Here is a 13,255-nt window from a genome sequence, read left to right on the forward strand (position 1 = left end):
TTAAAGAGTTATTTAATCACCTTTATTAAGCGCTTAACATATTTAATTACTACTTTTTTGATACTTTACGCTTGCGTTGTGGCTGCTTACGCTGGAATCCTTCAGTTTCCCTGCGTTCAGCCTCTTCGCGCGCTTTCTGAAGATTTTCTTCTTCAATAGAAGGTAAACCTTCACGCTTTCTGCGCTCTGTTTCTTTTTTGTAATCTCTCTTCTCTTTCTCTTCAGCTGCAGGAGAGCCAGGAGTTGGGAAAGCATATACCTGCCAAATAGAGCGAAGCATATTCATAATGTTGTTAACCAACCAATAAACAAGCATTGCAAACGGAAGAGCAAATGCGGAGAAAACATAAATCAGCGGGAATCCCCACATCATGAGTTTTTGCATGGTGTATTGACTACCTTGCTTAGACTCTGGAGGAAGATTCTTACGAATATTGTTAAATTGCATGTACCACATTGCTGCACACATAAGTACAACAAATATTACTATTACGATTTTGCCTGTTAGTTGAACAGTCATAAATGTGTCTGCAACGCCTACTCCAAATACGTGAGTTTTTATAAACTGCTGAGCTGTTGCAGCATCAAAAGCGCCAAGAGCGGCATGCTTTCCTCGAGCAATAAAAGGGATAACCGAAAGCGTGTACCAAATGCTCATGAACGCAGGACCTTGAATCATCATAGGCAAGCAGCTTCCTGCAGGATTAGCATTATTATCCTGATACAGCTTCATCATTTCTCGCTGCATTGCTTCCTTGCTTGCAGCATCATTTTTACCCTTATACTTTTGCTGAATTTTCTTCATTTTAGGCGCAATAGCCTGCATGTTACGCATGCCTTTAATGCTTTTTATAAAAGCTGGGAATATGCATGCGTGCACAACAAGCACAAGGAAAACTATTGAGAAGACCCAAGAAAATCCAATTTCGTTCATACCAATAAGAACTAGGAACTTATGGCACAAGGTCATTACCTGAGTCATAAGCCATTCAATTGGAGTAAGAATCTTATAGAACCATCCTAATAATCCATTATCAAGTAAGAAGTGATCCTGATTAAACATTAGTTTTCCTTGTCTTCTTCAGCCAAGGGAGTTAGCCGTGGCTCTTCATGCGCTTTAGACCAAGCGCAACGGTAAAAGATTGAATATTTACGTGGCACATCATCAATACTGCAACTGGTCCATGGTCTGCAGCGAAGTAGCCTTAATACTGCAAGAATACCACCTCTTAATGCACCATAGCGAGAAACAGCTTCTATAGCATATCTAGAACATGTGGGGTAGTATCTGCAGCAAGCTGGTCTATTTGCAGAAATTTTCTTCTGATACCAGCGTATGGCGCGAATTATTCCGCGAGCAATATAGCTTTTCTTGCTACGCATCATAATGGTCACCATGCCTTTATTAAAAATCAGTTATTTCTGTCAGTTATTTTTAACTGCTTCGTGAAGGTCATGCTCATGCACAGTTTTTAATAATTCACTAATTTTAGCAAAAAGTTTTTCTATCTGCCTATGCAACGAATCAAATGATGATTCTGCTGCAGTCGGTTTTGCACGTAACACAACATCACATCCGTAAGGTAGTAATGATTCACAATCTTTAGCAATAACCCTAAGTCTGCGCTTCACTTTATTGCGAATTACAGCTTTACCTACCGATTTAGATACAGCAAGACCTAACCTCTTGGCATCCTCACTATTTTGAGAAGGCGTTAAGGTATCAGAAAATGCCGCGGGAATACTATTTCCAAAACCCGTGGCAATACAATCTAAACTCACACTTCTATCTTCGTTAGGTGTGTTCTTAAGGGACGTATCGTCACGCATCACATAATGCGCGACGATATCTCGCGAACTCACTTTGCGTCGCTTCTTTAGAACCGCAACAAAATCGCGGTGGCTTTTCAGCCTTTCCATGTTTTACGACGCTACCTTAACTCAGGCAGACAGTGTCTTGCGACCCTTGGCACGACGACGATTGATTACGGCGCGGCCAGCACGCGTACGCATACGAACGCGGAAGCCGTGCTTCATGTGACGACGACGGTTATTTGGCTGGAATGTCCTCTTCATAAATATGCTCCTGTATTCAACCATGCAAAAGCATGGCCCCGTATGAGTCAAGCTCTACTAAAATACTCTTACCCCTCACCAATAGTCAAAACTCCATATTTTTTGAGCATTTTATTTAACTTGTTTAGATACACTAAAAAACATTTTGTTCACACTTTTATTACATTTTATTATTTATTAAAAACGTTGAAAAATAGCCAAAATCTCAGTACTAACTTATCCACAAATTACACACATGTTATTCACAATTGAGCAATTTCAACACGCTAGACGGTGGATAACTTCGTAGGGTCAGAGTAAACATGATTTACTGACACTTTGAAAACATGTGCGCGCGAATGGCAATTGCTACGCACTAATCACAGGTTGGGGGTGAAATGGCTGATACATTAGGCGAACATAAATCGGAAGCTGAATCAATTTGGTCTAATACGCTTACTGTCTTGCAGCATAATGCCCTTTTAACCGCTAGGGATAAGGGTTGGTTTGAAGGTGTAACACCGGAAGCAATCTTTGGAACGACTATTGTTTTGTGCGTGTCGAATGCGGAAGCACAGCAGGCTTTGCAAAACGAGCTTAATTCTCCACTTTTAACAGCTCTAAAAATTTGTACAGGCAAAGACATGTTTCCTGCTTTTAAAATTGTTCCTAACTCTAATTTTCAGAATAATTCTGTAACAAATGGAGCATCTGAATTATCTCAGCAAAACAATCGTGCAGCTAATTTAAATAATAATATTTCAGCTGCAGCTGTTCCTCCTGTTGTTACTATTCCAAGTCAAGATTCTGAAAATTTATTATCAAGATCTTCTAACCTTGCTTCGTCTGAATTTGTTAGTGAAATGGTTAATAATAAAAAAATTTCATCAAATTCTACTTTGCAACCAGATTTTGATAATGCTACTGGATTATCAACTCTTAAACAAACACAAATCTCTTCATCTTCTGCACAATCTCCACAACAAACTGTTTCTGTGCAGAGAGATGCGATTACGCATTTAAATACTTGCGCAACTTTTGACACATTTGTTCCGGGAGATTCAAATCGTTTTGCTAGAACGGTAGCGCTTGCTGTTGCCGAAGGATCCGGACGAGATTTTAATCCTTTATGTATTTATGGTGGATCCGGTCTTGGTAAAACTCACTTGCTTAATGCAATTGGCAATTATGCTTTAGTAAAAGACACTTCGCTTAAGGTTCGTTACGTTACTAGCGAGGAATTTACTAACGAATTTATTGAAGCTCTTCAAACACCTAATCAAAGTCAAGGTCAAATAGCTGAATTTAATAGGCGTTATCGAGAAGTTGATGTTCTTCTTATTGATGACATCCAATTCTTGGGCGGAAAAGAAGCAACTCTTGAACAATTCTTCCACACTTTTAATTCCTTATACCAGGCAAATAAGCGAATAGTTATTGCTTCAGATGTTGCTCCAAAAAATCTTAAAGGATTTGAAGCTCGTTTAATTTCCAGGTTTGAATCTGGTCTTACCGTAGACATTAAGCCGCCAGACTTGGAAACGCGTATTGCAATTTTAAGAATGATGGCTTCAATGAATCACTGTAATGTTCCAAGTGATGTGCTTGATTTAATTGCAGAAAGATTTACTGAAAATATTCGAGAACTTGAAGGTGCTTTAACTCGCGTTACAGCTGTAGCATCTTTAAGTAATCAGCCTGTAAGTAAAGCTTTAGCAGAACAAGCTTTACAAGACTTTTTTGCTACAGATATTGAAGTTCGTCCAACTGATATTATTAGTCAAGTTGCTCAATACTTCCATATGACATTTGATGAACTTGTTGGTCGTCAGCGTACAAAAAATGTTGCTCTTGCGCGTCAAATTGCTATGTATCTTGCTCGAGAGATGACAAGTATGAGCTTGGTTGATATTGGCGAAGTTTTTGGTGGTAGAGATCATACAACTGTAATGCACGCTTATACTCGTGTAAGTGGAGAGATGCAGGAAAAGCAGGAAATTTACAATTATGTTATGGAATTAACGGTTAGGTTAAAACAAAATCCTGTAGATCATAGGAATTAAAAATAACTTTTCCACTGTTTTATGAAGATTTGTTTATAAATTTTTTTAAAGTTATCCACATACTTAATAACAAATGTGGGTAAAAGCTGAGTATAACTCGTGGAAAACGCCGTTTTTAAATGTTAATAAGTCGTGTATAAGAGCTTTGAAAATGTTAATACATTAAAAAATAGCTTTTACTGTGGATAACTCGACAACTTGTACACATTATTGTTAGACACTTATTAACAGCTTTAAAATGTTAATAACCTATATATTACGCGCCTAAGTAAGAGTTTTCCACATATACACAGCTTTTATTATGACTACTACTTTATTTACTTATTTATTAATAAAATTTATAAATCTTTGTTAGCTTATAAATTTTAAAGACTACAGATATGTGCACTAATACTGTAGAATGATTGCAGACTTTAAACGAAAAGAGGAAGCATGAAAGTAGAAGTCAACTCTGCATCATTTGCTGATGCTGTAGCTTGGACTACACGCGTTATAGATTCTAGGCCTGCAAACCCTATTCTTGCAGGTCTAAAAATTGAAGCAACAAATGGAACACTGCAACTTTCTGCCTTCAACTATCAAATTTCTAGCCTAAACCATATTGAAGCTGGCATTGATGAAGAAGGTAGTGTACTTGTACTAGGCAAATTAATGGCCGATATTACAAAGTCCCTTCCTGCAGAAAATACTTATTTAAGTTCAGAAAACAATTTATTAACTATTACTTCTGGAAAATCAACATTTACTCTTCAACTTATGCCTTTAGGAGAATATCCTGATTTACCTGCTCTTCCTAATAAGTTGGGTCAAGTTGATGCCCCAACATTTATTCAAGCAGTTAATCAGGCTTCTGTTTCTATTTCTAGAGAAGAAAATAGACCAGTTTTAACAGGCATTCGAATGCAGTTTGAAGATGACACTGTTACTATGACTTCAACTGATAGATTCCGTTTATCTCGTTCTACTTTTAAGTGGACTCCAGAAAATGAAAATACTAATTCTGTAACTCTTGTTCGTGGTACTTTATTACGAGATATTGCTCGCTCTTTTGATGATCATCAGAACGTTATTATTGATTTTGACGAAAAAGATCCAACATTACTAGGTTTTGAAAATTCTGGTAGAAATAGTACTTCACAACTTATTGATGGCGAATTTCCTTCTGTAGATAGGCTTTTTGTTGATGACTATCCAATTCACGCTGTTATTAATAGACAAGATTTAATTAATTCTATTAAAAGAGTTTCTTTGGTAGCAGAAAAGAATGCTCCTATTAGAATGACTTTTGCAAATCAAGAATTAACTTTAAGTGCTGGTGCTGCTGACGAATCTCAAGCAAAAGAAGTTCTTGACATTGACATGGATGGTGAAGAAATTACAGTTGCTTTTAATCCTTTATATTTGATTGAAGGTTTAAGTGCAATTACTGAACCATTCGTTCATATGAAAATGGCAACTGCAGTAAAACCTGTTGAATTTAATGGTCAACAAGAATCAGACGGTGACGAATCTATGAATTACCGTTATTTGCTTGTTCCTATGCGTTTTAATAATTAGTTTTTAACATTAGTTGTGATATTACATTTTGTTGCAGCATCTTTTTACTGTAGAATGTAATATCACAATTTTTTATGTTTTATTTTTAAAAGAAAGGGTAATAAAGAAATGTATATTTCGAGAATTGCCCTTGATACTTTTCGTTCTTGGAATCATATAATTTTTGATTGCAAACCAGGAATTAATATTATTTACGGCAACAATGGTCTTGGCAAAACAAATATTGTTGAATCTCTCGAATTTGTTGGTACTGGAATAAGTCATCGTACTTCTTCAACATTGCCTCTTATAAGAAAAGGATATGAAAAATCCACTATAAGACTAAATACGCGTAAAAATGATGAAGAAACAACTTATGAAGTTAATATTTTTTTAAAAGGAACAAATAGGGCTCGTATTAATAACGGAAAATCCCTTTATATGAGAGATATTTTAGGCCATTTACCAGTAGTTTCTTTTACGCCTAGTGATCAATTACTTATTTCTGGAGATCCAACTGTTAGACGTACTTTTATAGATCAAGCAGGATTATTACTATTACCAAACTATTCTCAAATTTTGCAAAATTTTAAGCATATTTCTAAACAGCGTGCTGCATTATTAAAAAGTATTAGAGAATTTTCAAATAATAATCAACCAATTTCATTATCTGGTTTAGAAATTTGGACTGGTAAATTTATTGAATCTGGAATTATTCTTACACAAGCTAGACAAAAAGTAGTAAATATTCTTGATAAATATTTTAATAAAATTATTAAATATCTTACTAATAGTGAAGAGTATGCTGAACTAAAATATAATCCTTCTTTTCAAGAGGTAGTTGAAGAAGAAGCAGAAGAAGAAAATAACGTTTTTAATCTAATAAGTCAACATTTTCAAAGTATTTATGAGGGTGAACTAGCTAGGGGATGTAATCTTATAGGACCTCATAGAGATGATATTGATTTTATGCTTGATAAAATGTTAGCAAAAGATTTTGCTTCTAATGGAGAATCTTGGACGCTTGCAATAGCTGCAAAAATGGCATTATGCAATGCTTTAGAAGAAAAAAATAATGAAAAACCTATTATTATTTTGGATGATGTTTTTGCTCAACTAGATGAAAATAGGCGTAAACAAATCTTGAATTTTGTAGAAAATCAAAATCAGGTTTTTATTACAACATCTTCTCTTAATGACATACCAAAAAACAGTATTGTTCAAAAAAATAATTTAATAAATATCGAAGATTTATTAAGTCAACAAAATAGTGCTAATAATACTTATGAAGAACATAACAGTATTTTGAAAAGTATATTAGAACAAAGAAATGCTTAAATTTAGAGGATTATTTTATGATTCCTGTTTATAAAATACTTAAGTTAGACACAAGAAAACTACCTGCTATTATTTTTGAACCAATTAATATAAAAGCTGAAAGAGAAAATAATCGTTCTATAAGAGCAGATAAAGCTTGGGAAAATTTCGGCAAACCAGGTAGAGAACCTAGAGCTTTTTGCGGTATTTTGCAATCTTTTGCGTCTAATAATAATTGGAATAAGCAACTTAATATAGCAAAATTACGCAATTCTTGGAATGAGGTAGTTGGTGAAAATATTGCAAATCATTGCGAAATAAGTCAAGTTATAAATGAAGTGCTTATTATTAGAGCACAATCTGCTGTATGGGCTACTCAACTTTCTTATTTGCTTCCTCAATTAAAAGAAAAAATTAATAATAATCTTTCGGATATTAAAATTAGAGAAATTAAAGTTATAGGCCCAACTACAACCGGATTAGGTTCTTGGAGAAGGTAATTTTTTAACTTATAAATATTATAATTTCAAAAAAATAGTAAAAAGGCCTCTCATTAACGAGAGGCAATATTATATGTATAGAATGTCGTGTAATATAGTTGAAGCGCTAGAATCCCCTTTTATGTGCTTTCTGGCATATGTTGGCTCTGTAAAAGCCTTGTAATATGAGGCAAATTGTGAAGGGACAAAAAGTGACAAACACGGAAGATAATTCGATAGATAATGCTGTCGAAGAGCATAAGCTTGACGATGCTCAACTTGATGATTCACTTGCTCCTGAACATTATGATGCAAGTGATCTTCGAGTTCTTGAAGGATTAGAGGCAGTTAGAATTAGGCCAGGTATGTACATTGGTTCTACTGGACCTCGTGGTTTACATCATCTGGTTTATGAGATTGTTGATAATTCCGTTGATGAGGCGTTGGCAGGTTATGCTTCTCACATTGAAGTGACTATTTTGCCAGATAATGCTATTCGTGTTGTTGATGATGGTCGTGGTATTCCAGTTGATGAAGTACCAGGTGAAGGTGTTTCTGGTGTTGAAACAGTTATGACAAAGCTTCATGCTGGTGGTAAGTTCGGTGGCGGCGGTTACGCTGTTTCTGGTGGTCTTCACGGTGTTGGTATTTCTGTAGTAAATGCTCTTTCTACTCGTGTAGAAATTGAGGTTCGCCGTCAAGGATTCCACTGGACTCAAACTTATGTAGATCAGCATCCTACTGCTCCTTTGGCAAAGGGTAAGCCAATGGAAGATGGCGAATCTACTGGTACTTCTGTAACATTTTGGCCAGATGGAACAATTTTTGAAACCACTACTTATGATTTTGAAACTTTGCGATCTCGATTCCAGCAGATGGCATTTCTTAATAAAGGTTTAAAGATTTCCTTAACTGATTTACGTAAGCCTGATGAGGCAGGTGATGAGGTTGCAGGAGATGGTGAATCTACTGATGAAAATAAGCATCAAAGCGTAAGTTATAAGTATGAACATGGTATTAAGGATTACGTTGATTATTTAGTTAAGTCTCGTAAAGCTGTTCCAGTTGAACCAGATGTTATTGATTTTGAGGCTGAAGATCTTGAAATTGGTATTTCTGCAGAAATTGCTATGCAATGGACTGTTGCTTATTCTGAAGCTGTTCATACTTTTGCAAATACGATTTCCACTACTGAAGGTGGTACTCACGAAGAAGGATTCCGCGCTGCTTTAACGACATTAATTAATCGTTATGCGCGTGAAAAGAATATCTTAAAAGAAAAAGATACTAATCTTTCTGGTGATGACGTTCGAGAAGGTTTAACTGCGGTTGTTTCTGTAAAACTTACAACTCCACAGTTTGAAGGTCAGACTAAAACAAAGCTTGGCAATTCTGAAGCTAAAACTTTTGTGCAGCGAGTTATGACAGAAAAGCTTGGTGACTGGCTTGATGCTCATCCAAGCGAAGCTAAGAATATTATTCAAAAAGCTGTTGAAGCTTCTCGCGCACGTTTGGCTGCTAAAAAAGCTCGTGAAAATACTAGACGTAAATCTATTTTTGAAACAGCTGGTATGCCAGATAAGCTAAAGGATTGCCAATCTAGTAATCCTGAAGAGTGCGAATTATTCATAGTCGAGGGTGATTCTGCAGGTGGCTCAGCAATTCAAGGTAGAGATCCTATTACGCAAGCAATTTTGCCTTTGCGCGGTAAGATTTTGAATACTGAGCGCGCATCAATTGACAGAATGATGAAGTCTGAAACAATTGAATCCTTAATTACTGCTGTTGGCGGTGGATATGGTGAAGACTTCGATTTAAGCAAGGTTCGATATCACAAAGTCATTATTATGGCTGATGCTGATGTCGACGGTGCTCATATTGCAACCTTGAATTTGACTCTATTCTTCCGCTACATGCGTCCTATGATTACAGCAGGATACGTTTATGTTGCTATGCCACCTTTGTACCGATTGAAGTGGAGTAAGGGAGCACATGATTTCGTTTATACGGATGCTGAGCGAGACAGAGTTTTAGCAGAAGGTAAAGCTGCTGGTCGTCAACTTCCTAAAGGTGAAGGCATTCAGCGATACAAGGGCTTGGGTGAGATGAGCTATCAGGAATTGTGGGAAACCACTATGGATCCTGAGCATCGTATTTTGAAACAGATTCATATTGAAGATGCTGCTCGAGCTGATGAAACCTTCTCAATGCTTATGGGTGATGAAGTAGAGCCACGTAGACTCTTCATTCAACGAAATGCTCATGATGCAAGGTTTATTGATGCTTAAAAGTTATTGGTATATCTACAAAGATAGAAAAATAAAAACGTTAGTAACCTATAAGAATACAAAGGAATTGCAGTGGTAGACGAAATAAACGCCGCTAATAATAGCGAAGAGCCAGATCAACTGCCAGATGGTTCAATGGAGCCACAAAGCCCTCAGGAAGCTGATAATACTGATTATGGATTACTGAAGGGTGCACGAGTTAAGCATATGGATTTGCAGCAGGAAATGCGCGAATCATATCTTGCTTATGCATTATCCGTTATTATCGAGCGAGCTTTGCCAGATGTTCGAGATGGCTTAAAGCCTGTTCACCGTCGAGTTATTTATGCAATGTATGACGGTGGATATAGGCCTGATCGCGGATATAACAAGTGCTCTCGTGTTGTTGGCGATGTTATGGGTAAGTATCATCCTCACGGTGATTCTGCTATCTATGACACTTTGGTGCGTATGGCTCAATCTTGGTCAATGCGCTACATGCTTGTTGATGGACAAGGTAACTTTGGTTCTCCGGGTGACGATCCTGCAGCAGCAATGCGTTATACGGAATGCCGTATGGCACCTTTGGCTATGGAAATGGTACGAGATATCGATAAAGATACCGTTGATTTCCTGCCAAATTATGATGGTAAAACTCAAGAGCCTACTGTTTTGCCAGCTCGTTTCCCAAATCTTTTAGTTAATGGTTCTGCTGGTATTGCTGTTGGTATGGCAACCAATATTCCACCTCATAACATGCGTGAAGTGGCTGATGGTGTGCACTGGGCTTTGGATCATCCTGATGCAAGTAAAGAAGAACTTCTTGAAGCTTTAATTCAGCGAATTAAAGGACCTGATTTCCCTACTGGTGCAACCATTTTAGGTCATAAAGGAATTGAGCAAGCGTACCGTACGGGCCGCGGCTTAATCACAATGCGCGCAGTAGTTAATACTGAGGAAATTAAGGGACGTATGTGCTTGGTTGTTACTGAGCTTCCATACCAAGTTAATCCTGATCGCTTAGCTGCTTCAATTAGGGAGGCTGTGCGCGACGGCAAGATTCAAGGCATTGCAGATATGCGCGATGAAACGTCTGGTCGTACAGGTCAGCGTTTGGTTCTTGTTCTTAAGCGTGACGCTGTTCCAAAAGTTGTTCTTAACAATCTTTATAAGCATTCACAATTGCAGCAGACTTTCGGCGCAAACATGCTTGCTCTGGTTGATGGTGTTCCTCGCACTTTGAGTTTGGATGCTTTCATTCGTCATTGGGTAAGTCATCAGCTTGAAGTTATTGATAGGCGTACACGTTACTTAAAGCGTGAAGCTGAAGAGCGTGATCATATTTTGCAAGGCTACTTAAAAGCTTTGGATATGATTGACGAAGTTGTGGCATTAATTCGTTCATCTAAAGATGTTGAAACAGCTCGCACTGGTTTGATGAATTTGCTTGATGTTGATGAAGTTCAAGCGGATGCAATTCTTGCAATGCAACTTCGTAGACTAGCAGCCTTGGAACGTCAGAAGATTCTTGATGAGCATGAAGATTTGATGCTGAAGATTGCTGATTACAACGATATTTTGGCAAGTCCAGAACGCCAGCGCAAAATTGTTGGCGACGAACTTGATGAAATTGTTGCAAAATATGGTGATGATCGCAGAACTAAGATTCTTCCTTTCTCTGGTGAAATGAATGTTGAAGATCTTATTGCCGAAGAAAACGTTGTTGTAACAGTAACTCGCGCAGGTTATATTAAGCGAACTAAAGCAGATGAGTATCGTGCTCAACATCGCGGTGGTAAAGGTATTAAGGGTGCAAAGCTTCGTGAAGATGATGTAGTAGATCACTTCTTCTTAACATCTACACACAACTGGTTGCTCTTCTTTACTAATCGTGGTCGAGTTTATCGTATTAAAGCTTACGAACTTCCAGAAGGATCTCGCGATTCTAAAGGTCAGCATGTTGCTAACTTGCTTCAGTTTACTCCTGGAGAAACAATTCAAACAGTTTTGTCAATTCAAAACTACGATGTGGCAAAGTACTTGGTTTTGGCAACTCGTTCTGGAAAAGTTAAGAAAACTGCTTTGCAAGAATACGATTCTCCACGTCAAGGTGGTTTGATTGCTGTTCGACTAATGGCAAATGAAGAAACTGGTGAACCTGTTGATGAGCTGATTGGTGCAGCTTTGTGCAATTCAGAAGACGACATTATTCTTGTTTCTAAACTTGGTATGAGTTTGAAGTTCAGAGCAGATGATGAACAACTTCGACCAATGGGACGTCAAACTGCAGGTGTTCAGGGCATGAGATTCCGCGAAGGTGATGAACTTTTGGATATGGATGTTGTTGCCGCTGAAACAAGTAAAGATCTTCTTGTTGTTACAAACGAAGGTTTTGCAAAGCGTACAGCTATTGAAGAGTATCGTTTGCAAGGAAGAAATGGTTACGGCGTTAAGGCAGTACAGCTTGCAGAGGGACGCGGTTCTTTGGTTGGTGCCTTGATTGTTGAAGAAACTGATCAAGTAATGGCAATTATGAAGTCCGGTAAGGTAATTCGTTCCGACGTTAACGAGGTTAAGCGTACAGGAAGAACTACACAAGGTGTGACTTTAGCTAAGCCAGACAAGGGTGATGAAATTATTTCTATTGCTCGTAATGAAGAAACAGATGATGAGGAAAATCAAGTAGAAGAAGTTGAAAAAACTTCGTCGAACGAGGAAGCTTAAAATCTTATTTACGAAAAGTAGTAAATAATAAAATTTCTTTGCTAAAACTTAATTATTAATAACTTATGAGAGTGCCAACTAAGCGGATATAGTCCGTTTTTATTGGTACTCTCATTAGTATAATTAGTCTAATTATAAGAAACGTAATAAGAGAAGGAAAACTTAAGATGAGCGAAGATTTTGAGCCATCGAAAAATCCAACGAATATTAATGAAGAATCTTCTTACACAATTAGAGAAGACAATAATTCTAATGAAGAATTTGGTGATTCTTCTTTAGGAAGGGCTGTTAGAAAATCACAGTTTACGTTGGGTGGATCTAGTAGTTCATCTTCTTCTCGTAGAACTATTGGTGGTATGGCATCATCAACATCTTCAGCAAGTCAATTACATTCTTCTAAAGCAGGTCATACTCCTAGAGCTCGTCGTATGAGCCTTTCTTTGGTTCGTGTTGACGCATGGTCAGTTGCAAAAGTTACATTTCTTCTAAGCGTTGCAGGCGGTATTATTCAAGTTATTGCAGCAGGTTTAGTTTGGTTGTTCTTGAACATGATTGGTGTTTTTGATCAGGTAACGCAGATTGTTTCATCAACAGGTTTGGACAGTAATGGTTTTAATCTTGCTGATGTGTTTTCTCTTCCAACAGTATTGAGTGCAGTTACTATATTCTCTATTGTTGAAATTGTTATTATTACAATACTATCCGCAATAATTGCGCTACTTTATAACGTAGTTGGCTCATTGGTTGGTGGAATACACGTTACTTTAGGTGACGACTGATAAGTAAAAACTTATAGGTAACAGTCTACTAACAA

At 37.2% G+C, this 13,255-nt stretch carries 11 protein-coding genes; 7 read left to right on the top strand and 4 right to left on the bottom strand.

Annotation, left to right across the window (positions count from 1 at the left end; translation table 11 throughout):
- Window positions 1-49: 49 nt before the first annotated feature.
- The 4 genes from yidC to rpmH are packed head-to-tail and all read right to left on the bottom strand — an operon-like array spanning window position 50 to window position 2,076.
- Window positions 50-1,063 carry a membrane protein insertase YidC gene (gene yidC / locus CGSMWGV1500E_RS05520; protein WP_004126486.1) on the bottom strand — a complete coding sequence of 338 codons (1,014 nt, stop codon included), beginning with the start codon at window positions 1,061-1,063 and terminating at the stop codon, window positions 50-52.
- Window positions 1,063-1,383: a membrane protein insertion efficiency factor YidD gene (gene yidD / locus CGSMWGV1500E_RS06210; RefSeq protein ID WP_004126489.1), complete on the bottom strand. Its 321-nt coding sequence runs from the start codon at window positions 1,381-1,383 to the stop codon at window positions 1,063-1,065. Before yidD ends, yidC begins: the two co-directional genes overlap by 1 nt.
- Before the next feature lie 42 nt (window positions 1,384-1,425).
- The gene (gene rnpA, locus CGSMWGV1500E_RS05515) at window positions 1,426-1,920 is read right to left on the bottom strand and encodes a ribonuclease P protein component (RefSeq protein WP_004126492.1); all 495 of its coding nucleotides are present in this window, start codon (window positions 1,918-1,920) and stop codon (window positions 1,426-1,428) included.
- 21 nt (window positions 1,921-1,941) lie between these two features.
- Window positions 1,942-2,076 (bottom strand): 50S ribosomal protein L34, encoded by a 135-nt coding sequence (gene rpmH, locus CGSMWGV1500E_RS05510; protein ID WP_004114029.1) that lies wholly within the window; start codon window positions 2,074-2,076, stop codon window positions 1,942-1,944.
- A 419-nt stretch (window positions 2,077-2,495) separates the two neighbouring features.
- Here rpmH and dnaA point away from each other — a divergent pair, with 419 nt between their 5' ends.
- From dnaA to CGSMWGV1500E_RS05475, 7 genes are all read left to right on the top strand, one after another.
- Window positions 2,496-4,118, top strand: a complete 1,623-nt coding sequence (gene dnaA, locus CGSMWGV1500E_RS05505; RefSeq protein ID WP_419185101.1) for a chromosomal replication initiator protein DnaA — start codon at window positions 2,496-2,498, stop codon at window positions 4,116-4,118.
- A 432-nt stretch (window positions 4,119-4,550) separates the two neighbouring features.
- Window positions 4,551-5,675 (top strand): DNA polymerase III subunit beta, encoded by a 1,125-nt coding sequence (dnaN, locus tag CGSMWGV1500E_RS05500; RefSeq protein WP_004126500.1) that lies wholly within the window; start codon window positions 4,551-4,553, stop codon window positions 5,673-5,675.
- Window positions 5,676-5,783: 108 nt separating this feature from the next.
- A complete protein-coding gene (recF, locus tag CGSMWGV1500E_RS05495) occupies window positions 5,784-6,992 on the top strand; it encodes a DNA replication/repair protein RecF (protein ID WP_004126503.1) in 1,209 nt (402 codons plus the stop codon).
- Between the two features lie 17 nt (window positions 6,993-7,009).
- Window positions 7,010-7,471, top strand: a complete 462-nt coding sequence (locus tag CGSMWGV1500E_RS05490) for a DUF721 domain-containing protein (protein WP_004126505.1) — start codon at window positions 7,010-7,012, stop codon at window positions 7,469-7,471.
- Window positions 7,472-7,662: 191 nt separating this feature from the next.
- Window positions 7,663-9,738 carry a DNA topoisomerase (ATP-hydrolyzing) subunit B gene (gyrB, locus tag CGSMWGV1500E_RS05485; RefSeq protein WP_004126532.1) on the top strand — a complete coding sequence of 692 codons (2,076 nt, stop codon included), beginning with the start codon at window positions 7,663-7,665 and terminating at the stop codon, window positions 9,736-9,738.
- Window positions 9,739-9,810: 72 nt separating this feature from the next.
- Window positions 9,811-12,441, top strand: coding sequence for a DNA gyrase subunit A (gene gyrA, locus CGSMWGV1500E_RS05480; RefSeq protein ID WP_004126535.1), 2,631 nt, complete (start codon window positions 9,811-9,813; stop codon window positions 12,439-12,441).
- A 167-nt stretch (window positions 12,442-12,608) separates the two neighbouring features.
- Window positions 12,609-13,220, top strand: a complete 612-nt coding sequence (locus CGSMWGV1500E_RS05475) for a DUF3566 domain-containing protein (protein WP_004126538.1) — start codon at window positions 12,609-12,611, stop codon at window positions 13,218-13,220.
- Window positions 13,221-13,255: the final 35 nt, after the last annotated feature.

The sequence above is a fragment of the Gardnerella vaginalis 1500E genome (assembly GCF_000263595.1).
In the GTDB taxonomy this organism is placed as follows: domain Bacteria; phylum Actinomycetota; class Actinomycetes; order Actinomycetales; family Bifidobacteriaceae; genus Bifidobacterium; species Bifidobacterium vaginale_E.